Origin of the sequence: Bacillus sp. FSL W8-0770 (assembly GCF_038008705.1) — a bacterium.
In the GTDB taxonomy this organism is placed as follows: Bacteria; Bacillota; Bacilli; order Bacillales; family Bacillaceae_G; genus Bacillus_A; species Bacillus_A cereus.
In genome coordinates this window covers 2,665,259-2,689,573 of record NZ_JBBOZR010000001.1, presented here as the reverse complement: position 1 = coordinate 2,689,573, position 24,315 = coordinate 2,665,259, and the positions used below count along the sequence as shown (strand labels likewise).

The following is a 24,315-nucleotide window of genomic DNA, read 5'->3' as shown; positions in this document are numbered from 1 at the left end:
ATATGGTTGAGAAGAATAATAAGCTCGGCTTTGTTGTGGCGGGCTTATTGCTAGGTATTTTAATGGCATCGATGGATAATACCATTGTCGTAACGGCGATGGGAACAATCGTTGGTGACTTAGGAGGCCTGGAAAACTTTGTATGGGTCGTTTCTGCCTATATGGTCGCAGAAATGGCAGGCATGCCGATTTTCGGTAAGCTATCAGATATGTATGGTAGAAAGAGATTCTTTATTTTCGGTTTAATTGTCTTTATGATTGGTTCGGCACTTTGTGGTACTGCTGAAAATATTACACAGTTAGGTATTTATCGTGCCATTCAAGGTATTGGTGGCGGGGCATTAGTGCCGATCGCGTTTACTATCGTTTTTGATATTTTTCCACCTGAAAAACGCGGGAAAATGGGTGGTTTATTCGGAGCTGTATTTGGATTATCTAGTATTTTCGGGCCATTACTTGGCGCATATATTACCGATTACATTAGCTGGCACTGGGTATTTTATATTAACTTACCACTTGGCATTTTAGCACTTATTTTTATTACATTCTTTTATAAAGAATCACGCGTTCATAGAAAGCAAAAAATTGATTGGTTTGGCGCAATTACTTTAGTTGGTGCAGTAGTTTCTTTAATGTTTGCGCTTGAACTAGGCGGACAAAAATATGATTGGGATTCTAGCTTTATTTTAAGTTTATTTGGTGGATTCGCTATTTTAATCATCGCATTCATTTTTATTGAACGAAAAGTAGAAGAACCAATTATTTCATTTGAGATGTTTAAGCAGCGCTTATTCGGAATGAGTACAATTATTGCATTATGTTACGGTGCTGCATTTATGTCAGCAACTGTTTACATTCCGTTATTCATTCAAGGTGTATACGGCGGGACTGCAACAAACTCAGGATTATTACTTTTACCTATGATGCTAGGATCAGTCGTAACAGCGCAGTTAGGTGGATTTTTAACGACTAAGCTGAGCTACCGAAACATTATGATTATTTCTGCTGTTATTATGTTAATCGGATTATTCTTATTAAGTACATTAACGCCAGAAACAAGTCGTGCATTATTAACGGTTTATATGATTATTATCGGATTTGGAGTAGGTTTCTCATTCTCTGTACTAAGTATGGCTTCAATTCATAACTTCGGTATGGAACAGCGTGGATCTGCGACTTCAACGAGTAACTTCATTCGTTCATTAGGAATGACACTAGGTATTACAATCTTCGGAATGATCCAAAGAACAGGTTTCCAAGATCAATTAGAAGAAGCATTTAAAGGGATGAGCGGGGGAATGAATACAAAATTAGGGGATTCAAGAGCCATTTTATCAGAATCGGCAAGATCTCAAATCCCTCCGCAAATATTAGATAAAATTATTGACGCTCTTTCTAGTTCAATTGTTCAAACATTCATGTGGGCATTGGTACCAGCTGGATTAGCATTCATATTCATTTTCTTTATGGGAAATGAGCGTATGGTAATTAAGAAAGAACAAATGAATAAAAAGAGTGAAACATCAAAAGCGTAATGAAAAAGCTCCTTTCCAATTGGAAAGGAGCTTTTTCGTATGTACGGTGTTAGATTAGCCTTCGATAATTTCGTATTCTTCGTCTGCAAGTAATAAAATTTGCGTTTTCTTGCCTTTGTTTTGAACTTCAATTACATCGTATGCGCCTAAGTCTCTTACTTTGCTTTGAGAAGCGTTAACCATAACTTCAATAGAATCAATTAAGATATCTTCTTCAATATATGATTCAGGCAATGCCATATCTTCAGTATCTAATACACACGCATATAGATTTTGTAAATTTTCAGTAGTTGGGTTTTGTTCCTCAACATCAATGATATTTTTTACTGCATCCATATTTTCTTCTTTTGCTTGGTACACTTTAATTTTAGCCATAATTTTAATCTCCTTTATAACGTAATCGTAGAGGCTACACCTCATTATAACGTTTTTTTTATGAAAGATGAAATTGTTATATGTATTTATAGTAAAAATTATGTGTCCTTACTCAAAATTGGTGTAATTTCCATATAAATGTACGAGTAGGTAACGATAATGTTACGTTAAAGTTATATTGTCCAAGCTTTTCTTATTTTCTTCTCATATATATGTAGTAGCAATTCTATATAGAGAAGGGATGGAGTGTAAGTGGGTTGTGAACCGAGAGTTTCTAGAGATTTTGTTCAAGTACCTGAACTGGTAGGTTTTCGATTACTTTTATCACATCCAGCTGGAGACCCTTTAAACTACGGATTATTATTTATTAATTTTCCTGATACGATTTTTATTTTTATATTGGCATCAAGCGGATACCTTTCCATTTCGAACTGTTTAAAAATAGAGGGCGGAACTGGTGATGCCGAAATAGAAGAGATAAAAAAATGATAGAGGATGACGTTAACACGTACAAATCAGTTGTTAAATTGACTAAAGTATATAAGAACGGTGAGACGGAATCTTTTATTTATAAAAATGAGTTATAATACATGTATTTAAATGCACCCTCAAACTATTGTTGAGGGGTTGTTACATAATTAATTATGTTGGTCCTTCAAACCGTTTGTTAACGGGTAAGAAATATATTTATTGTTGACTTATTTTATATGTTGATCATTTCATAGTTAGTAGATGTTATAATCATTTTATGTTTACTGATATTTTATAAATATTAGAATTTTTAATTTAATAGTCAATTGCTTTTATGATGAACAGGTGGGTATGTATATGAATACGAATTATGGAGCGCTCATGAAAATGTTAAGAATAGTTGATTCTAAAGAAGGCGGGAATGTAAATGATATATGAAGCGAATATACATACAAGAAAAAAACTAGTTTCTATGTTTGAGGATTTCAATAACGTTGTTTTACTTTCTTATTTACAAGGGCATATGGGTACTGCTTGGGTAAATGACCTTGAAAATCCAACAGTAGCACAAGTTATGGTAGGGATTTTTACATTTTACGCTGGAGACCCAAATACGAAAGAAACAGAAGAGTTATTACGTAATATTCCAGAAAGAATTTTAGTTATCGTAAATAGTGAAGAGTGGAAACAACGCTTAGAAACATTCCATGAAAGAAAAATAGATAAGTTTTTACGTTATAAATTCAAACGAAACCCAGAAGTTTTTAATCGTTCAAAATTACAATCTTTTATATCAACACTTCCAAAAAAATATGAGTTAAGAAGAATAGATGAGCATATCGCAAATAGCCCTACATTACATAAGATATCTGAAGATTTTACAAGTCAATTTCATTCGGTAGAAGATTATATAAACCGTGGTATAGGTTATAGCATTTTATATAATGGAGAAGTTGTATGCGGCGCATCCTCGTATAGTATTTATAATGACGGGATTGAAATTGAAGTTGCGACTGATCACAATCATAGAAGAGAGGGCTTGGCAACTGTAGTTAGTGCAGCTATTATATTGGATTGCTTAGAAAATGGAAAGTATCCAAACTGGGACGCAGCGAATACTACATCTGCTAAACTAGCAGAAAAGTTAGGATATGAATTTGATAAGGCATATGATACTTATTTTATAGATAATAGATGAGTGAAGGAGTTACATACTAAAAAATAAATACGCCCTAGTACGTAAGTCTAGGGCGTATTTATTAGTTGGTAAATATCTTCATAACAATTTTATCATATTTTATCTTTTGAATGTTTGGAATTAAAGATATTTATGTGACTTTTTGAAAAAATAAAAGAGCAGCTAGCAAAAGCTAACTGCTCTTCTCCAAGGGGGAATGGAGAAATACAATCATGTTACCTATAGTATTGACAGAACATTGAGTTTTAATCAGCCATTTATAAAAGGAGAGATAAAATATCTTTGATTAATCCTTAGCTCGGATTAGGAGTACTGATAGAAAAACGATTGAGAATATATTTTTTTATTATATTTACAATTTGAAGAGTAGAAAGTGTATTTAAGTATGGGTCTTTTATATAAATGTGAAATAAAAGAGGGTTGTCTTCTTATTAGAAGGCAGCTTTTTGTTATTACAAAAAAGAATTAGAAATAAAATATAAATTCAGTTACTTGTCCAAACAATTTTTAAAAAAATACATAAAATGCTAGTAGTTAGCCAATATTTTTATATTGCTAATTTTTTAGACTAAAAGGGGTGATTTTATGTGTGATTGTGAAGTTTGTAGAAGAAAGAAAAAACGTGATCCATTAAATCGGGGTTCTGAACCAAAAAAACAGGATTCCGAATCAGTGAATTCTTATTCATTTAGTAAAAATGCAAATTTTTTAGAAGAAGCTATACAAACAGATGAAATCGATCAAGTTTCTGAGGAATATATTGAAATAGTAGATTCAGCAGATGTACAAGTTACGACTACAGATACAAAAGCTGCACTATCTATCCAAGCGGCGTTACAAGCAGCTATTGTGGTTGTAGTAAGTATTTCTATAGCAGATAGTGAAAAGGCAGATAAAATAACACAAGAATTGTTTCAAAAATCATCTATTAAACAAATTAATAGACAAAAAACATTTATTAAAAATTCCAGAAACGTAACCGTAACAACTACTGATACAGATATTGCAGTGAATATTCAAATTCTGCTTCAAATTTTATTAGCGTTACTAGTTAAACTAAACATTTTATAAAGTGTCTATCCTATTTATATTTATATTTAGCTATAAGGGTTCACACTAAGTAAATATTTTTTGTTGTAATATGTGGTACAAGCTTGGACTTTCTCATTATGACCGAATTAATATTCAAGATTGATGGGAAATTAAGTGTGGAAAACTACACAATAACAAAGGTGAACCTATTATTTAACAGTGAATAAAACTTATATATGTGAAGTAAAGGAAAGCTGTCTTCGTATTAGAAGACAGCTTTTTGATTTTATTAGTAAAAAGCCGTGAAAATAAAAGATTAAGTTACTTGTCCAAGCATTTTTTATTTAAATACATATAATGCTGGTAGTTAATCTAAATTTTTATAGAAAACTGATAGGAGTGAATATTGTAAATGGATGATTTAAATAAGTTTTCTTCCTTTAAGTTTGATAAGGATCAAAAGAATATAATTATAGACCTTTTACTCTCAGATATTTTTAATAGGCATGGGATAAATGAAGAAAAACTAAAAAATTTATCGCCAGAAAAAAAGCAGCAAATTAAAAGTATTGTTTCTGAAATACAATCACAAGTTAATAATTATTTAGATTGAAAGGGGGTGAATGTATGAAAAAAACATGTCATTCAGATGAAAATAAAAAGTGGAGTGCATTAGACTCCTCAAATCCTCATCCATCTTTTAAAAATGCTACCGTTTCAGAAGCTGCAGCACAAGAAAGTAAAACTTACCAAATTTCTGAAGAATCTATTACAATAGTTGATTCAGCAGATGTAGAAGTTACTACTACAGATACAAAAGCTGCGTTATCTATTCAAGCTGCATTACAAGCAGCTATCGTGGTTATAATAAGTATTTCTATAGCAGATAGTGAAAAAGCTGACCGTGTAGCACAAGAATTGTTTCAAAAATCATCTATTAAACAAATTAATAAACAAGAAACTGTTATTAGAAATTCTAGAAATGTTACAGTTACGACTACAGATACAGACATAGCAGTAAATGTTCAAATTCTTCTCCAAATTTTATTAGCTTTACTAGTAAAATTAAATATTTTATAAAATGTTTAACCTTTTTTAGATATAGTGCATCTTACAGGTAAATATTCACTGTTTTAATTATAGTACAGGCTATAAATATTCATCATAACTGGACTAATATTCAACATCACCAAAGTATGAATGTAAACAAACAATGTGATGGAAAATAAAGTTTGGTTATTTTATGAAAATTGAAAAGCCATTTCCTTTATTGGATTTGGCTTTTCAATTTTAAACAGTATGAATTTGAAAAGATAATATTAAGTTAAAGAAGTAAAATATACTGATACAAAATACTTATAAAATTACTCGTGTTATAGAAAAATAATAAGAAAAAGGTGTTTAAAATAGAATCATTTTCGTTAATAGTTCAAGTTTTGAAGAATAGTGCATACAATATAAAGTGTTTTCCTTTCTTCATTTAAGTTTTACGTATATAATTTAAAAGTACTATTTTTATTTTATTATTTTATATTTATAACAGAATAGAGGTTTAAAAATGAGTGTTAAAATCATTACGGATAGTGCGGCGGATTTACCAGTAGAATTGCTGCAAGCATATGATATTGATTTAATTCCACTCCGTGTATATGATGAAGCAGAAACAGAGTATTTAGATGGAGTAACATTAGAGTCAGTTACATTATTGCAAAAAATGAGAGAAGGCGCTGTTTATAGAACGTCATTGCCTTCGCTTGAAACTTTCCAAGAAAAATTTGTTTCTTATGCAAAAGAAGGTAATCCTTGTATATATTTAGCTTTTTCATCTGAACTGTCTGGTACATATCAATCATCAGTTGTCATTAAAGAGGAAGTAAAAGAAACATATGCAGATTTAGATTTAGAAATTATTGATACAAAATGCGCTTCGCTTGGTCAAGGTCTTGTCGTTTTAGAAGCTGCTAAAATGGCAAAAGACGGCGCATCAAAAGAAGATATTTTAAACCGTGTCGCTTTTCTAATGAACCATATGGAGCACATCTTCACTGTAGCTGACTTACAGTACCTTGTTAGAGGTGGACGTTTAAGTAAAGTAGCTGGTTTTATCGGTGGTTTACTAAACATTAAGCCTATCTTAAACGTGGAAGAAGGAAAACTTGTACCACTTGAAAAGGTAAGAGGGAAAAAGAAAGTATTAAGCCGAATTGTTGATATTATGGAAGAGCGTGGTAAAGACCTTAAAGGTCAAACAATCGGTATCACTCATGGTGATGACTTAGAAACAGCGGAAGCATTAAAATCATTAATTACGGAAAGATTCGGTTGTGAAGTATTTATCGTAAATACAATTGGTGCAGCAATCGGAGCACATACAGGACCTGGCGTTATAACTTTATTTTTCTTAAATGAAGTAGAGTAAAGGATTGATCATTTGATCAATCCTTTTTTCTTTAATCTGTGATTACCGGTCGATATGGTATTGGTGAAGATAAAATCTTTGAAGTTTTCCTATATGAATTGCTCTCTTGTAGAGGGAGTATTTTTTATATGTGGAATGATACTTAATGGTAGAAGAAAAGAGTATAAATAAGAATGTATTTGTAGGAATTTAAATATTTGAAGATATCAAAATTTTGCCATTTCATATATAATTGTGTGGGGAGAAATATCTGTAACTATTTGTAAAAATAGGGGGTGGCTATAAAAATGCAAGAAATTGCTAGATGGGATTTAAATCGATTGTATTCGAATGAGGATATTCTATTTCCGATTTTGGAGTTGAAAGAGAAATATTTTGTAACAAAAGATGTAGAGGTTCTTTCAAAGCTAATACAAGCTATTGAAAAAGCAGAATACTATTTGTACTGTAGATCAGTTGAAGAAAGTGTACCATCTGACCTTACTAAATTGACCGTGAAAGTGAAGGAACTAAAAAATGAATTACAGCAAGTAATAAAACATAATGAAGTGGAAACTTCAGATAATACTAAGTTAATAAAAGATGAGCTTAATGCGTGGGAAAATATGTACATACAATTACGGGATAGGATAGAAATAGAGCGCAATAATAGACAATTATCCTTTGGACAAGCAAATACTATTGCAATGAATAGTGATAATGAAAAGGAAAGATTAGAAGTATTCGAGTTGCTTACAAGTACTTTACATAAGGAAAAAGAAATCTTTGCTACTGTATTAAATCAAATAGGGAGATTGCGTAATGCAAAGAGTAATGAAATAGAAGATAGAGAGATTTTAACACAATCTTTTCATGCGAATGGCATTTCAGAAACTGTATTATTCCAAATGTGGAATGCGACAGAAGAAAACCTTGATAAATTAGTAAGTGCTTTAAACTTGTATAAGAAAGGAAAAGCTTCAATTACATGGCATGAACTTATGACGGTAAAGGAAAGTAATGAGATCATGATTCCTTTTTCAGTAGCAATACAAAACGTTTATGATGCATGTAAGAATATTGATGAAGAATTAGCAGAATTTGCACGTAATGCGATAGAAAGTGGTTGGGTAGATGCTGAACCGAGAGAGAATAAACCACCAGGTGGGTTTTGTGCTCCATTTTTCAGTGAGAAAGAATCGAGAATTTCCATTCGTTATGATGGGAGTATAGATAGTGTAAGAGTGCTCGCTCATGAATTAGGACATGCTTGGCATTTTTATAATATGAGTTTTGAACAATCTACATCTTTTTTAGATGATTATTTGCCAATGAGTACGGCTGAATCAGCATCTATTTTCTTTGAAACGGTACTCTTAAATTATCTAATTGAAACAACGGATAGTAAAGATACGAAAAAGTCATTACTTAGCTGGAAAATAAGAAATAGTTTTAATTATGTAATGGCAATACGAGCATCGTATCAGTTTGAAAAAACATTTTATGAAAAATGTAAAGAGGGTCCTTTAAGTGCTGATGAAATTGAGAAATTATCTATAATTGCACAAAAAGAAGCTTATGGAAAAGCTTTAAGTGAATACCAGCCGTTTGTATGGATGAAATATATTCAATTTTATATAGCAGATGTTCCTTTTTACAATTATCCATACACATTTGGATATTTAGTAAGTTTTAGCTTATTAGAAATAGCTCAAGAAGGTAAAAGTACTTTTCATTCGAAATATAAAGAGTTCTTACGAGAAACAGGAAAGGCTCCAGTAGAGGAGCTTATGAAAAAACATTTTGAAATAGATATAAGAAATTATGAATTTTGGAATAAAGCTTTTATTCAAATTTCTAAAGACATTGATGAATATTTGCAGCTTATGTAAGGGGAGAGTACAGTGGATCAGCAGTTTATAAAAGGTATACCTTTTTCAACTTTAGAATATGCAAAAGCTATAAGTTTATTAAAAGGTTGGCTACATGAACAACAAGGGAAACCAAGGTTTGTAGTAACTGCAAATCCTGAAATTGTTATGTCTGCAAAGGAAAATACGGAAAAATCAAAGGAATTTAAAAAGATGTTACTATCTGCGGATTTAATAACAGCGGATGGGATTGGTGTCATAATTGGCTCGAAAATATTAAAAGGAACTTTGAAAGAACGTGTTACTGGGGCGGATTTAACTCACGATTTAATAAAATATTGTAACGACAATGAATATCGTGTCTTTCTTTTTGGAGCTGCGCCAGAAAGTAATAAAAAGGCATTAGAAAAATTAAATGAGCAGTTCCCAGGAGCACAATTTAAAGGACAGCATGGATTTGTAAATGGTGAAGAAATAGAAGAAATAAAAATGAAAATTAAGCAGTTCAAGCCGCATTTACTACTCGTAGGACTAGGTTCACCAAAACAAGAAGAGTTCATCTATGAAAACATACAAACATTAAACGTTCCGCTATCTATTGGTATCGGAGGCATGATTGATATAATATCTGGTACTGTAAAAAGAGCACCAAAAATAATGAGGGATACTGGAACTGAATGGCTGTATAGGTTACTCTCACAGCCGAAAAGATTAAAGCGACAACTTGTACTTCCGAAATTTTTATTATCGGTTATGTCTGAGAGGATTAAAGGGATTAATTAATAAAGGGGATTACATACATGAACAGAATCGGCATTATTGGAGCAATGCAAATTGAAATAGATTTACTTTTAGAAAAACTAGTTATACAAGAGGAACAGACAATAGCGGGAATGCCTTTTTATATTGGAGAATTCATGGGAACAGAAGTAATTATTACACGTTCTGGTGTAGGGAAAGTAAATGCAGCTGCATGCGCGCAAACATTAATTCATAAATTTGATGTAGACTCTATCATTAATACGGGCGTTGCTGGCGGATTACATTCAGATGTAAAAGTCGGCGATATAGTTATTTCAACGAATGTTACTCATCATGATGTAAGTAAAACTCAAATGAAAAACTTATTTCCGTTCCAAGAGGAATTTATTGCAAGTAAGGAATTGGTAGAGTTAGCACGTAAAGCTTGTATTAGTAGTAGTTTACAGATTGCAGTTCATGAAGGAAGAATTGTCAGCGGTGAATGTTTTGTTGAAGATTCAAAGTTAAAGGCGAAATTAATAGACGAATACGCACCTCATTGTACAGAAATGGAAGGGGCAGCAATTGGACATGTTGCCTATATAAATGATATACCGTTTCTCATTATAAGATGTATTTCTGACAGCGCAGATGATGAAGCTCAAATTTCTTATGATGACTTCGCGAAAACTGCTGCGAATTATTGCTCAGAAATTATTATTGAGATGCTTAAAAATATATCTGGTAAAACCATAGTCCAAAAGGAGAGATAGGAATGTTACAAGCATTAATTTTTGATATGGATGGTACGTTATTTCAAACAGATAAAATTTTAGAATTATCATTAGATGATACTTTTGATCACTTAAGATCATTACAATTATGGGATACAGTAACACCAATTGATAAATATAGAGAAATTATGGGTGTGCCGTTACCGAAAGTTTGGGAAGCTTTATTACCGGACCATTCTATTGAAATAAGAGAACAAACAGATGCATATTTTTTAGATAGACTTATTGAAAACATAAAAAGCGGAAAAGGCGCTTTATATCCAAATGTAAAAGAAATATTTACATATATAAAAGAAAATAATTGTTCAATTTACATTGCTAGTAATGGTTTGAAAGAATATTTACGAGCAATCGTAACTTATTATGCTTTAGACAAGTGGGTGACAGAAACGTTTAGTATTGAACAAATACAATCGCTAAATAAAGGTGACTTAGTTAAAAGTATTATGAACAAATATGATATAAAAGAGGCAGCGGTAGTTGGTGACCGGCTATCTGATATAAATGCAGCGAAAGACAACGGTTTACTTGCAATTGGGTGTAATTTTGATTTTGCGCAAGAAGATGAACTTGCTCAGGCTGATGTAGTAATAGATGATTTAATGGAGTTGAAGGGGATATTACCTGCTGTACAGAGGTAAATAAAGTGTGTGCGTTTTTTCCAAGTCCTATATGTCTTATTTTATGGAGGGAGTATGCTTAAAAATAATTTTAAAATTAGTAATATTCCTGCGGTTTTGTGGGGAGAGAAGAGTGAAAAAGTTTTTATTGCAGTACATGGAAATATGTCAAATAAGGAAGATGCAGTTATTCAAATATTAGCTGAAGAAGCCAATCGAAAAGGTTATCAAGTATTAAGCTTTGATTTACCTGAGCATGGAGAGAGAAAAAATGATAACACTCCTTGTAAAGTACAGTTTTGTGTTAATGAATTATCTATAATTATGAACTACGGAAAAGTACATTGGAAAGAAATAAACGTATTTGCATGTAGTATGGGGGCGTATTTTAGTCTTTTAGCTTATCAAAATGATGTGCTAGAAAAGGCATTATTTTTATCACCAGTAGTTAATATGGAACGAATTATTGAAAATATGATGAAATGGTTTAATGTAACACCGGAGCTTTTGCAAAAAGAAATGACTATAGAGACACCTATTGGTCAAAAGTTATATTGGGATTATTTATGCTATGTAAAAGAGCATCCTATTCATACATGGAATACAGATACATATATTATGTACGGAGCCAAGGATGAACTGTGCGAATTTGAAACTATTAACTATTTTACAAAAAAACATCGTTGTGAATTAGAAGTTATGGAGACGGGTGAACATTACTTTCATACTGAAGAACAGTTAAAGATATTTGAACAGTGGTTACACAAACATATCGATTAATAAATGGTGAATGTATACACTTAAACAAACACATGCTTTAATTCGATAAGAATTAAACAACTTTAAAGAGCCTTATCACACACTAGATTGTAGCAAGGCTCTTATATTTTCATAATAAAATTAATCAACTGTATTATCGGTTTACATATGAAGTGAAGAATACGCACGCTATAAATTACATAAAGTAACAACCATAAAAATGCTCAGAATAAATGATTCTCGAGCATTTTTATGTATTTTCATACTTAGGGGGAATGGACTTGAAAGATATACATATTCAACAAATAGAAAATTTAATGGAATATGAATTCAGTCATCTCGTTCAAGACAGTGAAGAAGAAGGTTTTAATTTCCTTATAAGGCTAATAAATGAATATAAAAACAAAATAAATGTATTCAATAAAACTGGAGAATGTTTATATGGTGTTTTCCAAGGTGATATGTTAATTGGAGTTGGAGGTTTAAATGAGGATCCGTACACAAAAGACAATAAGATTGGGCGGTTAAGGAGATTTTATATTTCAAGGGATTATCGGCGTTTAGGGTTAGGGAACTTATTATTAAACCAACTATTATGTCATGCGGAAAAGTATTTTGAAGTGATTGTTTTACATACTGACACGAAGCAAGGGGAGGTGTTTTATACTGCGAATGGATTTGTAAAAGGGGGATTATATAAGGGATCGAGTCACTACAAACTATTATAGAGATTGCTATCCAAATAATAGCTACGAACAGGTTTTTTGTTGGTAAATCGATATATCTTAAAAATCGCTGATATATGAAGTTGCGATCCTTATATTAAAAAACAACTTTTATAATTTCATTTACTAAATTGTTATTATAAAAAAGAGCACCTTAGCTTTTAAAATTTAGCTTATAAGGTGACTCCTTTTCAGTCAATTATGTTTTAACGTTCATTTGTTTCAATAATAATCCTGGTTTACCTTTTACATAATAAAAATGCGGGTTATTTTCATCATCATAAAGCATAATATAAGGCTTTTCTTTTAGTGGGAGTAGTATAAGTACTTCGTCTATTGTAGTGTGTAACCATTGATTAGTAATAGAAACCGGCTTAGATAAAGGGATTTTTATCATATAGCCATCTTTTGGAACGACATTTAAGTTTTTAAATGGACCAGTAATTGATTTAGCGTATTGAACTGCTTCTTTTTGGATTACTGGATCTAAAGATTGTTTTTGAATGACCATTTCTTTTTGACAATCAAATACTTCAATTTGTTGATTTGTATTTGCGAACGCATTTGTTGATAATAGAAATAGAAGAAGAGAAATGACCCCGATTTTTTTTATCATAGTACAACACCTCACCATTACTATCCCCTCAAAAGCTTTAAATATTTTTCTGTCACATTCATGTAACAAAGATGTTGTATGATACAATTGGTTTTTGTTTAAAAGCAATGGAGGAAAAAATATGAAAGTTTTAATTGCAGATGACGAACAAGATATGTTAAGGATTTTAAAAGCTTATTTTGAAAAAGAAGGCTTTGAAGTATTATTAGCGAAAGACGGAGAGGAAGCACTTCAAATATTTTATGATGAAAAAATTGATTTAGCTATTTTGGATTGGATGATGCCGAAACATAGTGGTATTACTGTCTGTCAGGAAATAAAAAAGAATTCAAGCGTAAAAGTATTAATGCTTACGGCGAAAAGTGAAAGTGAAGATGAATTAGCAGCGCTTCAAAGTGGGGCAGATGAGTACGTAAAAAAACCATTTCATCCAGGAGTACTAATTACACGAGCGAAAAAACTTATTCAGCATGATAATATTATTCAAGTACAAGATGTAAAGATAAATTTCGCCAAAAATAAAGTATATAAAAATGATATAGAGTTAGAAATTACAAAAACAGAGCTCGAATTAATAAAATGCTTTTTAAATCATAAAGGAACTATTTTAACTCGTAAAAAATTGTTAGACATTGTATGGGGATTTGACTATTTTGGAGAAGAGAGAACGGTTGATACACATGTAAGAAGGCTGCGTAAAAAAATTGGAGAAAATATTATTAAGACGCATCGTGGGCTGGGTTATAGTTTGGAGGAACAAAGTGAATAAACTTGGGAAAAAACTATTTCTCAGCATTTCTTTAACCGTTATTCTTATATTTACAATTTCTTTATTATTAATTAACTTTCTCCTGCCGAAATATAATATTTATAAAACACGTGAAAACTTAAATGAATTTACAACTCAAATACAAAATGCGCCAGTCAATGATTTAGAAGATGTTATTCATACAATTGAAAGTGAAAATAATGTTACAATTGCGTATACGCCAATTAATCAGTCAGAAGATGCTATGAACGACGCGTTACGCATGCAACTTACGAAAAAGAAAGTAACGTTAAATAAGCTTTGGATTACGAAAGACGAAGTTATGAAAGTGAAGACGGAAGGGCAATCGAATAAACTGTACGATCAAGGAAAGGTAAAAGCGAGTTTTTTTGCTAAATATATTGCGAAAGATGATACGATAATTTTAATTGGGACTTCTATTGCGAATTCAAATGAAATTATAAATACGTTAAATACATTTTACTTATATATCGTATGTTTCTCGCTTCTTCTTATTATTTTACTTGTGTGGATACTTTCAAAAATAATAACGACGCCACTGAAAGAGCTAAGTGATGTAGCTCAGGATATTTCACATTTGCAGTTTAAAAGAACGAAAGTGAAAACGAATGATGAAATAGGAGAGTTGGCCAATAGTATTAATATCATGAGTGAAAAACTACATGAAGCACATCAAGACTTAACTGATCGTAATGAACATTTAAAACGATTTATGGGTGATGTAACGCATGAATTAAAGACACCGATCGCATTAGTAAAAGCATACTCTATGGGGATTAAAGATGGATTAGATGATGGGACTTATGTAGATACAATTATTAAACAAACAGATCAAATATCAAACTTAATTGAAGAACTATTACGATTTTCTAAACTAGAAAGAGATATTTTACAAAAAGAAGAATTCCCCATTGAACCACTGGTCCAGAGTATATTAGATAAGCATCAGATTGAACTGGATTCGAAAGAAATTAACTTGCAAGTAAATTGTAATGCGGGCGATACAATCGTTTATGCAGATTTAAATAAAATGAGAATGGTGTTTCAAAATTTAATTTCTAATGCGATAAAATATACAGCAAATCAAAACATAATAATTACATTAGAAGATAGAAATAAAAGTATATATTTCCAAATAAAAAATGGCATTCCTACGGATAAAATTAAGGATATCGAGAAAATTTGGGAGCCTTTTTATGTACTAGAATCTTCTCGTAGTAAAGAAAAATCAGGTACAGGATTAGGTTTAGCGATAGTGAAAAGTATTTTAGAAAGGCATGGTTTTGAATATGGAGTTTCCTCTATAGATGGAGAAATTCAATTTTATATAAATGTGAAAAAGGACTAATGAAAATATTAGTCCTTTTTGCAGCTTTAGAGATTAGCGATATAGGATGAATCACCATAATTTTCAAAATTGATGTATTAAATGGAGAATTAGCAAATGTTCTACTTTCATTAAATTCACGTGAAGTTCACAGGAAAACGTTATATTTACATAGTTATATTTGAATTTAATGAAGTGAGGTATTCAGATTTGAAAAGAAAGAAATTAGTAATTGGTAGCATTTTAATGGGTATGACGTTATCTTTATCTGCATGTGGTTCATCAGATAATATTGTAACGACAAAATCAGGAAGCATTTCAGAAAGTGATTTTAACAAAAAATTAAAAGAAAACTACGGTAAACAGAATTTATCTGAAATGGTAGTAGAAAAAGTATTAAATGATAAATATAAAGTTACGGATGAAGAGGTAACGAAACAACTAAAAGAATTAAAAGACAAGATGGGCGATAATTTTAATACATATATGGAATCCAATGGTGTGAAAAATGAAGATCAGTTGAAAGAGAAATTAAAGCTTACTTTTGCTTTTGAAAAAGCTATTAAAGCAACCGTAACGGAAAAAGATATTAAAGATCATTATAAGCCAAAGCTTCAAGTTAGCCATATTTTAGTAAAAGATGAAAAGACAGCAAAAGAAATTAAAGAAAAATTAAATAGTGGCGAAGATTTCGCGGCATTGGCTAAACAATATTCAGAGGATCCAGGTTCTAAAGAAAAAGGTGGGGAACTATCTGAATTTGGACCTGGTATGATGGTGAAAGAATTTGAGGATGCTGCGTATAAGTTAGAAGTTGGTCAATTGAGTGAACCTGTTAAATCTTCTTTCGGATATCATATTATTAAGCTAACGGATAAAAAAGAGCTTAAACCGTATGAGGAAGAGAAAGAGAATATTCGTAAAGAATTAGAACAGCAACGTATACAAGATCCTCAATTCCATCAACAAGTTACTAGAGATCTGCTTAAAAATGCAGATATAAAGGTATCTGATAAAGACTTGAAAGATACCTTTAAAGAGTTAGAAAAATAATAAATGGAATGTAAGGCAAGCGATAGAAATATCGGTTGTCTTTTTCTCTATTTATCCCGCTATTTGCCGGGCAGTAAGACCCCACCTCAAAATCCAGCGAAAACAAAGAAGTGGCCCTGCTGCTCGTAAACGCCCAATTGGTGAGGGCTGATTAAAGTTTCACTTTATAAAGAAGGAGGAAGTGGGAAAATACTTTCATACCTGCATTAAATTTTACTTAATAAGAAATCTTTGAGTTTCTCAACTTTTATATAAAATAAAACTGAATTTTCAGTTATTTTGTTATATAGTAAAAGAGAACGAATAAGGGGAGGGAACATTTTGAGTAAAAAGAAAATGGCAATTACACTGTCAGCAATGCTATCTGCAACAATTATACCTAGCTTTACTATGGATGTGCATGCAGAGAAGAAGGAAGAGACTAAAAGTACGAAAATTGAATTAGAAAATGGGATGACAAAACCGATTTATTCTCTCGATGAAGCTATTATCGAAAATTTATATGTAGAGACAGAAGTTGATAGTGATCGAGACGGTAAGAAAGACAGAGTATCGATAAAAGTTATGCGTCCAAAGACAGATCCGAATGTGAAAGTTCCTGTTATTTATGAAATGAGTCCATATCGATCTGGATTAAAAGATGTTCCTGTATATAATGTAGATGAAGAATTGTATGCGTATGAAGGAAAACCGTATGGAGCGGTTAATCTTGGTTCGTATGGGAACTATTACGTGCCAAGAGGTTATGCAGTTATTCTAGGCGAAAGTATCGGTACTGGAAAATCAGATGGATGCCCTACAACTGGAGATGAACAAGAGATACTCGGGACAAAATCTGTTATTGATTGGGTAAACGGTCGCGCGAAAGCATTTACAGAACAGGGTGAGGAAGTTCAGGCAAATTGGTCTACAGGAAATGTAGGTATGACTGGAGTTTCCTATAATGGTACTTTACCAAATGCTGTTGCGACTACTGGAGTCGAAGGTTTAAAAACAATTATTCCAATCGCAGCAATTAGTAGTTGGTATGATTATTATCGTGCAAATGGTGCAGTCATTGCTCCAGGCGGATATCAAGGGGAAGATACAGATAATATGGCAGAAGCAGTACTGACAAGGGAAAACCCTGAAGTTTGCGGACAAGTTATAAAAGAGTTAACGGCTGGACAAGACAGAAAAACAGGTAATTATAATGATTTTTGGGATAAACGTAACTATGTAAAAGATGCTAAAAATGTAAAAGCGAGTGTATTTGTTGTTCATGGTTTAAACGATTGGAATGTTAAAACAAAACAGTTCGCGCAATGGTGGGAAGCACTTGGAGAAAATAATGTTCCTCGTAAAATGTGGCTACATCAAGGTGGTCATGGTGGGACATCAAGTAATAACTGGCAGCAAACACAAAATAAATGGTTAGATTATTGGTTGTACGGAATTGAAAATGGAATTATGGATGAACCAATGGTTGATGTGCAAAGAGAAAATAAAACGTGGCAAAAGATAAAAAATTGGCCAGATCCATCAGCTGTACCTTCAAAAATCCGTATGTATTTAAGTAATAAATTAGTCAATTTGCCATTAAGTATGGGATCGGCTAATAAAGTTTTCTCATTCTTAGATGATGCACAAATGAAATCAAACCAATTAGTAGCAAACCCAGAATTAGAAGTAGCAAATCGATTAGTATATACAATGCCTGTACTGCAAAAAGATACGCGTATAAGTGGTACACCAAAGATTTCAATTACAGGAAATATTGATCGATCTGTATCAAATTTAACAGCATTACTTGTTGACTATGGAGGAGCGAAGCCGGAAATCGTAACGAGAGGCTGGATGGATCCACAAAACTTAAAGAGTATAGAAAATTCAACAGCGATTCAACCGGGCAAAGATTATACATTTACATGGGACATGCAGCCAGATGATTATGTATTTAAAGCGGGGCATCAAATCGGAGTTGTTTTAATTGCAAGTGATTATGATTATACAATTAGACCGAAAGCTGGCACGAAACTTACAGTGAAATTAAGTGAAGTGACATTGCCGATTGTGAAATAAATATTTTTTCTAAAGAGCTTACTAAAGTAAGCTCTTTAATTTGTAGTCTGAATTTTTAATTTTTATATTTCAAATTGGAAGGTTATGTAATACAATATCATTATATTCTATGGAAAGTGAGTGATATATTATGACAGTCAGCTCTTTCGAAATATCATTAAAATCAGAGGTGCAGGAAGATTAGTTGAATTGAAATCTTCCGTACGTAAAAACGGAGGAGAAAATAAATGTTTAGCTTTTATAGTACACTTTGTACAGAACTGTATGATTACACAAAACCAGTCGGTTATTCTTTAAATGGTGATATTGAGTATTACAAAAAACGTTTAAAAGATTGTAGAGGAAGAATCCTCGAAGCCGCAGTAGGTTCAGGACGTGTCATCATTCCGCTTCTAGAGGCTGGTTTTAAAGTGGATGGGATAGATTATTCACCTGAAATGCTAGATTCTTGCCGTAAGCGCTGTAAAGAGAGAGGCTTACATCCTAATTTATATGAAGGAAGCTTGCAACAATTTTCACTTCCGCATAAATATGACGCAATTATCATTCCTACTGGATCTTTTTGTTTAATTGAAAATCGTGTGGATTCTATAAATGCATTGAAATGTTTTTATGAACATCTTAATCCAGATGGACGATTAATCGTAGATATTATGCTTCCGCATGACTGGAAGACTGGGGAAATTCATACATCGACTTTCTCTTTGCCGAGTGGAGACGGAATCACATTAGAAAATAAATCAATTGAAATAGATTGGCTGAACCAAGTTACTGTGTCATATTTGAAATATGAAAAGTGGAGTAAAGGACAGTTAGTACAAACAGAATTGCAACGCTTTGCGCTGCGCTGGTATGGAATAGAAGAGTTTAAACTTCTTTTAGAAAGTATAGGTTTCTCTAATATTACTTGCTCTGCTGAATATGATTATGAAAAAGAACCGTCAAATGCAAATCAAATGATTACTTTTGAAGCTGTGCGAAAAGAATAGAACTAAAACTATGAATAAAAAATAAGGCGATCGATTTAAAATCGGCTGCCTTATTTTTTATTTTATGTAATGGTTTATAGAGAAAGATTGGAGGGAAATAAATGAAACTTATATTAATATTTGGCCCACAAGCAGTTGGAAAAATGACAGTGGGGCAAGAATTAGCAACATTAACCGGTTTAAAACTTTTTCATAACCACATGACAATTGATTTAGTAAGTCCAATTTTTGATTACAGTACGAAAGAAGCAAAAAGACTAGTAAGTTTATTTCGTAATGAAATATTTGAAGAAGTATCTAAAAGTGATTTATCTGGAATGATTTTTACGTATATATGGGCATTTGACCTCCAAGCGGATTGGGATTATATACATCATGTAGAAAGTATTTTTGAATCAAAAGGTGGGACAGTGTATTATGTAGAGCTGGAAGCGGAATTAGATGAAAGATTAGAACGAAATAAAAGCCCGAATAGATTAGAACATAAACCGAAAAAAAGAGATATTGAGTGGTCTGAAAATAATTTGAAAGAAACGATGAAAAAGCATAGATTAAACTCTCTTCATGGTGAAATTGAAAAAGAAGAGTATATAAAAATTAATAACACGTATTTGAGTGCAAAAGAAGTAGCGGAAATGATTAAAGAGAAGTTTCAATTGTGAAATTTATGAAGTCTATTTCGTTTTCGTTGTCCAAGCATTCTCCTACTAATTACATATACTATTTATGTTAAAGTCGGCTACTATTTTATATAGGGCTGTTATTTTCCTATAAATGCTATTTTAGTGAAGTGGGAGGAATCAATTTGGAAAACGTAGAACAAGATAGAATTGAAAATCAAGTGTATTCAAATCGTGTAGTAAGATCAGAATTTGATTCGAATTGGGAAACTTGTATATCAAAGAGTGGTTATGTAATTTATGTAGCAACAAGTAATAATGCTGAAGTAATAGTGCTTCTTGCAGATGGTTCAAGTAAATTATTAATTTTCGAAAAAGGCGGTAAAGTAGTAGTTGGTGGCGGTGGAACAAGTCATTACAGTAAGCCGCATATTGCAAGAAATATTTAAGATAGAACATGTTAATTAAGAAGAAGCTGGAAAACGGTTGTCATTCATGTTTAGGGCATGATAGACGAACCGTTTTTTATTTGTTTATAAATTTAGAAGAACTTCATTGATTACAAATACATCAGGATGAGCAGCGAAATTAGAAGAAAACTTGGCGGGTAATGGTACGAAATATTATGTAGGTTTGCAAGAATCTTATAAGCGATATAAAAAAGCATTTCCTATTTGGGGAAACACTACTTCTATGTTATAGTATAATAGTGTTTTTAGATGGTGCTATTTTAATATATTTATAATTTTGTTATGTATTATTTTTATATTAAATAACCGTCTAAAGTATTTTTTTATATAAGGAGTAATAATTAGAGAAATGAAAAATATAGACTTTATACTAGAAAGTGATGAGGCATTAAAACCGTCTGAACGATTAGTACTATTATTATTAGAGAAGCATAGAATGTTATATACGAACGATCTATTGGCATTATCAAATTTATCATATAAAACATTAACAGATTCATTAACGGCGCTAGTTTTAAAATCGTATGTGTTAAAGGAAACAGGTAAGGGAAGAAGACAGAATTGCTATAGATTAGTATGATAAGGCAGCTGTTTTAGAAACTTTTACATATGTTTTTTTCGATCGTAAGGTGAAATTGTATTTTTGTTTTCAAACGAAAAACTTACTACAAGAGGGGCTAAGATAGTAGTGTTTCATTTTTGTAAATGTAATTATTTCATCATTGAAAATACAAAAATAAAATAAACCGCATAAAACAGAAATAAAAAAACAATCCATTTTTAAAATGGATTGTTTTTTTATTGGAATAATATTATTTGATATGTTGAAAGCATAAATAGCAGAATAAACATTACCTGTTTTAGTTCATGCAACTGAACAAATATGATGAAAACTATGTGTATAGTTTTTTGCTTGCTTTTTCAGTAACTCTAATGAAATCATGGTCTTCATTGTTTAAAGGCAGTATTTTTAACATTATTGCTATTCAGCATTAAGCACAAAAAAAAGTAATATATAATATTATTATGTAAACTTAAGATTTTAAAAGGAAAATATAATAATTAATAGAACATGTAGAAGGAGATGCTTAAATATTTTGAAGGATGGGAGATTATTATGGAGCATTTACAATCAATAGCACAAGCTGTTATAAGTGGTGATAAGGAAAAAGTAGTGGAGTTTATAAAGGCGAGTCCAAGTATTGTTAACGAATGTAGTAAAGATGGCTGGACACCACTTCATTTAGCAGCTTATTTTGGACAGAAAGAAATAGCGAGTTTTCTTTTAGAAAGCGGTGCAGATATACATAGTAGAGCAAAAAACGAAAATGAAAATACACCTTTGCAAGCGGCAATTGCGAACAAGCAAAGTGAACTTGTCGCTTTCTTAATTGAAAAAGGATCAGATGTAAATATTATGCAAAGTGGTGGCTGGACAGGACTCCACGAAGCAGCATTATTAGGAAATGAAGAAATAATTATGTTGCTCCTTAAAAATGGAGCTAATAAGATGATTAAGAAAAATGATGGAAAAACAGCGTATGATATTGCATTAGAAAAAGGATATAATCACCTTTTACATCATTTGAAACAGGAAGTGAACTTATGATGAATAAATGGAGTGTTGGTATATTTTTATTTAATGAAGTAGAAGTGTTAGACTTTGCAGGGCCATTTGAAGTTTTTTCTGTAACTGAGGTGAATGAAGAAAAAACATTTACTGTTTATACAGTTAGCGAGAATGGGGAAATGATTACAGCAAGGAATGGATTGAAGGTACAGCCAGATTATAGTATTGAAAATTTACCACCAGTGGATATTTTAATAATTCCGGGTGGGCTAGGTGCTAGAAAATATGAAATAAAAAATGAAATAGTAATAAAATGGATTCGCCAACAAATGAAAGAAGTAAAGCTGATGACTTCAGTTTGTACAGGAGCGCTATTACTGGCGAAAGCAGGTTTACTGGAAGGTTTAAAAGCAACAACACATTGGGCTAGTATTGAAAAGTTTAAAAATGAGTTTCAAAATGTTGAAGTTATAGAAAATGTAAAGTTTGTAGATGAAGGACATATTATAACATCTGCCGGAATTTCAGCTGGAATTAATATGGCATTTCATATTGTGAAAAACTTGTTAGGTATGCATGTTGCGGAGGACACAGCGAAGCGAATGGAGTATGATATTAGTTTGCCAAATTAAAAAGCCCGGATTGGGCTTTTTATATTGAATGAATATAGTTAAGCTCTTCATCACTCAAAATAGGGCGAACAGATGCATTTGCATTTTCTTGTGCTTGTGTTCCTGTTTTTGCACCAGGAATTACAACACTTACTGCCGGATGAGAGAGTACATAGCGAAGTGCAAGTTGCCCTAAGGTCTGATTTTTATTTGAGAGCAGCCGAAGTTTCTCTACGGTTTGTAAGTCTTCTTGAAACCAAGTTTCATTTGGCCAATCTTTGCGTAAATCTCCATCTGGAAAAATTGTTTTATTTGTGAATTTTCCAGTTAAAATGCCCATTTTTAATGGACCACGAATAACAGCTCCTAGATTTTTCTCTTGTAAGAATGGTAATATATCTTTTTCTGGTTTTCGATTTAATATATTGTAATCAAGTTGTACGATATCAATTTCGTTGTTGTTATTGAAATGATGAATGTATTGTAAATCATGAGTCGAAACACCGACTGCTCTTACTTTGCCATCACGTTTTAATATGTCAAATGCACGTAGAAATGCTTCTGTTTCTCTACGATTATGCCACCAAATATGACAAAAATAAAGATCAATATAATCTGTTTGAAGACGTTGTAAACTTGTTTCGAATACGGCGATGATTTTTTCGGGAGTATCATATACAGGAACTCCATTAGGGTCGTAGTGATGTCCGATTAAACCACCTTTCGTTGATAGGATAATATCATTACGATGTCCTTTAATCGCGGTAGCTACCAACTTTTCACTATGTCCTAAACCATACACATCCGCAGTATCAATAAAATTCACACCACACTCAATTGCTTTTTTTATAGCGGTTATAGATTGTTTATCGTTAACAGGTCCCCATTCATCACCACCGATTGCCCATGCGCCAAAACCTATTTCAGAAACAGTTATTCCAGTTTTACCTAATGTGCGGTAATGCATATTCCCCCTCCTTGTAAGCATGTTATAACATGGATATGTGGGGAAGGAATTTTGTGTGTGAAAAAACTCTTCTACAATAGTAGAAAAAGAATTACAGAAACTACTATTTTATAGCAGCATGTATAAAAAAAATCGGTGTAAATATGGAAATGTCGTCGAATGCTATCTTTAATTGGTTAATTTATGGGATATTTTTGTGAAGGAGTTTATTTTATAAGAATAGAATTTAGTTTAGTAAGAAAACGTGCCGATGGTAGTGAAAAATATGGGTTAGGGGGATTTGAATGAGGAAACTCGAGCGAGTAAATGTTCCTAATATACCAGAGCAATTATCACAACCTAGTGACAAGCGTAGGATAAATAAAAAGAAGTTAAGGCGACTTATTTTAATGGTCCTTTTTATTGCGGCAACTACTCTATATGTTCAATATATTTTAACGAAACAACAAGAAGTAATTGATAAAAAGAAAGATACGATTACGGATCAAAAGAAGCGATTAGTATCTTTAAAGAAAGATAAAGATTCTTTAAAGACTAACATAGAAAATTTAACAGACGATGAGGAAGAAATTTTGAAGTTAGCGAGAAAAGAGTATCAATTTTCTAAGTCAAATGAAACTATATTTGTGATGCCAAAGTAATAAAAACAGTTAGCCATTGAACTGCACCCCCAATTGTTAGACACCGTCTAACAATTGGGGGTGCAGTTTTTTATGTATGAA

Annotated in this window: 26 protein-coding genes and 1 pseudogene; 24 read left to right on the top strand and 3 right to left on the bottom strand. The window is 31.9% G+C overall.

Features of this window, described 5'->3' with window-relative positions; translation table 11 throughout:
* Positions 1-2: 2 nt before the first annotated feature.
* Positions 3-1,535, top strand: coding sequence for an MDR family MFS transporter (locus NST27_RS13855; protein WP_000229618.1), 1,533 nt, complete (start codon positions 3-5; stop codon positions 1,533-1,535).
* Positions 1,536-1,589: 54 nt separating this feature from the next.
* Here NST27_RS13855 and NST27_RS13850 read toward each other — a convergent pair whose 3' ends face one another.
* Positions 1,590-1,910 carry a hypothetical protein gene (locus NST27_RS13850; protein WP_001062731.1) on the bottom strand — a complete coding sequence of 107 codons (321 nt, stop codon included), beginning with the start codon at positions 1,908-1,910 and terminating at the stop codon, positions 1,590-1,592.
* A gap of 261 nt (positions 1,911-2,171) precedes the next feature.
* Between NST27_RS13850 and NST27_RS13845 the strand changes: the two are divergent.
* The 12 genes and pseudogenes from NST27_RS13845 to NST27_RS13790 all read left to right on the top strand — a co-directional run.
* Positions 2,172-2,497 (top strand): annotated as a pseudogene (locus NST27_RS13845) (BC_2878 family exosporium-associated protein); the annotation flags it as partial.
* 311 nt (positions 2,498-2,808) lie between these two features.
* Positions 2,809-3,579, top strand: a complete 771-nt coding sequence (locus NST27_RS13840; RefSeq protein WP_000638733.1) for a GNAT family N-acetyltransferase — start codon at positions 2,809-2,811, stop codon at positions 3,577-3,579.
* A 585-nt stretch (positions 3,580-4,164) separates the two neighbouring features.
* Positions 4,165-4,650 carry a spore coat protein gene (locus NST27_RS13835; RefSeq protein ID WP_000332786.1) on the top strand — a complete coding sequence of 162 codons (486 nt, stop codon included), beginning with the start codon at positions 4,165-4,167 and terminating at the stop codon, positions 4,648-4,650.
* A gap of 373 nt (positions 4,651-5,023) precedes the next feature.
* Positions 5,024-5,224, top strand: coding sequence for a spore coat protein W (locus tag NST27_RS13830; RefSeq protein ID WP_000342253.1), 201 nt, complete (start codon positions 5,024-5,026; stop codon positions 5,222-5,224).
* Positions 5,225-5,238: 14 nt separating this feature from the next.
* On the top strand, positions 5,239-5,691 hold the full coding sequence (locus NST27_RS13825) for a spore coat protein (RefSeq protein WP_000750485.1): 453 nt from the start codon (positions 5,239-5,241) through the stop codon (positions 5,689-5,691).
* 478 nt (positions 5,692-6,169) lie between these two features.
* Entirely contained in the window at positions 6,170-7,030 is an 861-nt protein-coding gene (locus NST27_RS13820) for a DegV family protein (RefSeq protein WP_000111645.1), read from the top strand.
* Positions 7,031-7,317: 287 nt separating this feature from the next.
* Positions 7,318-8,901 carry a M3 family metallopeptidase gene (locus NST27_RS13815; RefSeq protein ID WP_001155368.1) on the top strand — a complete coding sequence of 528 codons (1,584 nt, stop codon included), beginning with the start codon at positions 7,318-7,320 and terminating at the stop codon, positions 8,899-8,901.
* Between the two features lie 12 nt (positions 8,902-8,913).
* A complete protein-coding gene (locus NST27_RS13810) occupies positions 8,914-9,663 on the top strand; it encodes a WecB/TagA/CpsF family glycosyltransferase (protein WP_000372662.1) in 750 nt (249 codons plus the stop codon).
* Between the two features lie 17 nt (positions 9,664-9,680).
* A complete protein-coding gene (locus tag NST27_RS13805) occupies positions 9,681-10,394 on the top strand; it encodes a 5'-methylthioadenosine/adenosylhomocysteine nucleosidase (RefSeq protein ID WP_001079722.1) in 714 nt (237 codons plus the stop codon).
* Positions 10,395-10,396: 2 nt separating this feature from the next.
* Positions 10,397-11,056 carry an HAD hydrolase-like protein gene (locus tag NST27_RS13800; RefSeq protein WP_000938415.1) on the top strand — a complete coding sequence of 220 codons (660 nt, stop codon included), beginning with the start codon at positions 10,397-10,399 and terminating at the stop codon, positions 11,054-11,056.
* 54 nt (positions 11,057-11,110) lie between these two features.
* Complete coding sequence (locus NST27_RS13795) at positions 11,111-11,815, top strand: alpha/beta hydrolase (RefSeq protein ID WP_000916867.1); 705 nt, start codon at positions 11,111-11,113, stop codon at positions 11,813-11,815.
* A 212-nt stretch (positions 11,816-12,027) separates the two neighbouring features.
* The gene (locus NST27_RS13790) at positions 12,028-12,522 is read left to right on the top strand and encodes a GNAT family N-acetyltransferase (RefSeq protein WP_138920186.1); all 495 of its coding nucleotides are present in this window, start codon (positions 12,028-12,030) and stop codon (positions 12,520-12,522) included.
* A 196-nt stretch (positions 12,523-12,718) separates the two neighbouring features.
* Here NST27_RS13790 and NST27_RS13785 read toward each other — a convergent pair whose 3' ends face one another.
* Positions 12,719-13,135, bottom strand: a complete 417-nt coding sequence (locus tag NST27_RS13785) for a hypothetical protein (protein WP_000591773.1) — start codon at positions 13,133-13,135, stop codon at positions 12,719-12,721.
* A 121-nt stretch (positions 13,136-13,256) separates the two neighbouring features.
* Here NST27_RS13785 and NST27_RS13780 point away from each other — a divergent pair, with 121 nt between their 5' ends.
* From NST27_RS13780 to NST27_RS13735, 10 genes are all read left to right on the top strand, one after another.
* Entirely contained in the window at positions 13,257-13,904 is a 648-nt protein-coding gene (locus tag NST27_RS13780) for a response regulator transcription factor (protein ID WP_000865981.1), read from the top strand.
* Entirely contained in the window at positions 13,897-15,273 is a 1,377-nt protein-coding gene (locus NST27_RS13775; RefSeq protein WP_001037258.1) for a sensor histidine kinase, read from the top strand. Before NST27_RS13780 ends, NST27_RS13775 begins: the two co-directional genes overlap by 8 nt.
* Positions 15,274-15,462: 189 nt before the next feature.
* Positions 15,463-16,305 carry a peptidylprolyl isomerase PrsA gene (locus tag NST27_RS13770; protein ID WP_001987511.1) on the top strand — a complete coding sequence of 281 codons (843 nt, stop codon included), beginning with the start codon at positions 15,463-15,465 and terminating at the stop codon, positions 16,303-16,305.
* Between the two features lie 321 nt (positions 16,306-16,626).
* The gene (locus tag NST27_RS13765; RefSeq protein WP_000038302.1) at positions 16,627-18,366 is read left to right on the top strand and encodes a Xaa-Pro dipeptidyl-peptidase; all 1,740 of its coding nucleotides are present in this window, start codon (positions 16,627-16,629) and stop codon (positions 18,364-18,366) included.
* 227 nt (positions 18,367-18,593) lie between these two features.
* Complete coding sequence (locus tag NST27_RS13760; protein ID WP_000490927.1) at positions 18,594-19,355, top strand: class I SAM-dependent methyltransferase; 762 nt, start codon at positions 18,594-18,596, stop codon at positions 19,353-19,355.
* A gap of 101 nt (positions 19,356-19,456) precedes the next feature.
* Positions 19,457-20,017, top strand: a complete 561-nt coding sequence (locus NST27_RS13755; RefSeq protein ID WP_061662014.1) for an AAA family ATPase — start codon at positions 19,457-19,459, stop codon at positions 20,015-20,017.
* Positions 20,018-20,160: 143 nt separating this feature from the next.
* Entirely contained in the window at positions 20,161-20,424 is a 264-nt protein-coding gene (locus NST27_RS13750) for a hypothetical protein (protein WP_000432429.1), read from the top strand.
* A 370-nt stretch (positions 20,425-20,794) separates the two neighbouring features.
* Positions 20,795-21,025 carry a hypothetical protein gene (locus NST27_RS13745; RefSeq protein ID WP_000789031.1) on the top strand — a complete coding sequence of 77 codons (231 nt, stop codon included), beginning with the start codon at positions 20,795-20,797 and terminating at the stop codon, positions 21,023-21,025.
* 537 nt (positions 21,026-21,562) lie between these two features.
* The gene (locus NST27_RS13740) at positions 21,563-22,054 is read left to right on the top strand and encodes an ankyrin repeat domain-containing protein (RefSeq protein WP_000400674.1); all 492 of its coding nucleotides are present in this window, start codon (positions 21,563-21,565) and stop codon (positions 22,052-22,054) included.
* A complete protein-coding gene (locus NST27_RS13735; RefSeq protein WP_000981430.1) occupies positions 22,051-22,647 on the top strand; it encodes a DJ-1/PfpI family protein in 597 nt (198 codons plus the stop codon). Before NST27_RS13740 ends, NST27_RS13735 begins: the two co-directional genes overlap by 4 nt.
* A gap of 19 nt (positions 22,648-22,666) precedes the next feature.
* Here the strand turns inward: NST27_RS13735 and NST27_RS13730 are convergent, their stop codons facing one another.
* Positions 22,667-23,593, bottom strand: a complete 927-nt coding sequence (locus tag NST27_RS13730; RefSeq protein WP_000559359.1) for an aldo/keto reductase — start codon at positions 23,591-23,593, stop codon at positions 22,667-22,669.
* Positions 23,594-23,877: 284 nt separating this feature from the next.
* Between NST27_RS13730 and NST27_RS13725 the strand changes: the two genes are divergently transcribed.
* On the top strand, positions 23,878-24,234 hold the full coding sequence (locus tag NST27_RS13725) for an FtsB family cell division protein (RefSeq protein WP_001228372.1): 357 nt from the start codon (positions 23,878-23,880) through the stop codon (positions 24,232-24,234).
* Positions 24,235-24,315: the final 81 nt, after the last annotated feature.

What these genes read in the sequence shown, in the direction of transcription:
- NST27_RS13855 (WP_000229618.1), top strand. Translation starts at nt 3, where the DNA reads ATGGTTGAGAAGAATAATAAGCTCGGCTTTGTTGTGGCGGGCTTATTG.
- NST27_RS13850 (WP_001062731.1), bottom strand. Translation starts at nt 1,910, where the DNA reads ATGGCTAAAATTAAAGTGTACCAAGCAAAAGAAGAAAATATGGATGCA.
- NST27_RS13840 (WP_000638733.1), top strand. Translation starts at nt 2,809, where the DNA reads ATGATATATGAAGCGAATATACATACAAGAAAAAAACTAGTTTCTATG.
- NST27_RS13835 (WP_000332786.1), top strand. Translation starts at nt 4,165, where the DNA reads ATGTGTGATTGTGAAGTTTGTAGAAGAAAGAAAAAACGTGATCCATTA.
- NST27_RS13830 (WP_000342253.1), top strand. Translation starts at nt 5,024, where the DNA reads ATGGATGATTTAAATAAGTTTTCTTCCTTTAAGTTTGATAAGGATCAA.
- NST27_RS13825 (WP_000750485.1), top strand. Translation starts at nt 5,239, where the DNA reads ATGAAAAAAACATGTCATTCAGATGAAAATAAAAAGTGGAGTGCATTA.
- NST27_RS13820 (WP_000111645.1), top strand. Translation starts at nt 6,170, where the DNA reads ATGAGTGTTAAAATCATTACGGATAGTGCGGCGGATTTACCAGTAGAA.
- NST27_RS13815 (WP_001155368.1), top strand. Translation starts at nt 7,318, where the DNA reads ATGCAAGAAATTGCTAGATGGGATTTAAATCGATTGTATTCGAATGAG.
- NST27_RS13805 (WP_001079722.1), top strand. Translation starts at nt 9,681, where the DNA reads ATGAACAGAATCGGCATTATTGGAGCAATGCAAATTGAAATAGATTTA.
- NST27_RS13800 (WP_000938415.1), top strand. Translation starts at nt 10,397, where the DNA reads ATGTTACAAGCATTAATTTTTGATATGGATGGTACGTTATTTCAAACA.
- NST27_RS13795 (WP_000916867.1), top strand. Translation starts at nt 11,111, where the DNA reads ATGCTTAAAAATAATTTTAAAATTAGTAATATTCCTGCGGTTTTGTGG.
- NST27_RS13790 (WP_138920186.1), top strand. Translation starts at nt 12,028, where the DNA reads ATGATTCTCGAGCATTTTTATGTATTTTCATACTTAGGGGGAATGGAC.
- NST27_RS13785 (WP_000591773.1), bottom strand. Translation starts at nt 13,135, where the DNA reads ATGATAAAAAAAATCGGGGTCATTTCTCTTCTTCTATTTCTATTATCA.
- NST27_RS13780 (WP_000865981.1), top strand. Translation starts at nt 13,257, where the DNA reads ATGAAAGTTTTAATTGCAGATGACGAACAAGATATGTTAAGGATTTTA.
- NST27_RS13760 (WP_000490927.1), top strand. Translation starts at nt 18,594, where the DNA reads ATGTTTAGCTTTTATAGTACACTTTGTACAGAACTGTATGATTACACA.
- NST27_RS13755 (WP_061662014.1), top strand. Translation starts at nt 19,457, where the DNA reads ATGAAACTTATATTAATATTTGGCCCACAAGCAGTTGGAAAAATGACA.
- NST27_RS13745 (WP_000789031.1), top strand. Translation starts at nt 20,795, where the DNA reads ATGAAAAATATAGACTTTATACTAGAAAGTGATGAGGCATTAAAACCG.
- NST27_RS13740 (WP_000400674.1), top strand. Translation starts at nt 21,563, where the DNA reads ATGGAGCATTTACAATCAATAGCACAAGCTGTTATAAGTGGTGATAAG.
- NST27_RS13735 (WP_000981430.1), top strand. Translation starts at nt 22,051, where the DNA reads ATGATGAATAAATGGAGTGTTGGTATATTTTTATTTAATGAAGTAGAA.
- NST27_RS13730 (WP_000559359.1), bottom strand. Translation starts at nt 23,593, where the DNA reads ATGCATTACCGCACATTAGGTAAAACTGGAATAACTGTTTCTGAAATA.
- NST27_RS13725 (WP_001228372.1), top strand. Translation starts at nt 23,878, where the DNA reads ATGAGGAAACTCGAGCGAGTAAATGTTCCTAATATACCAGAGCAATTA.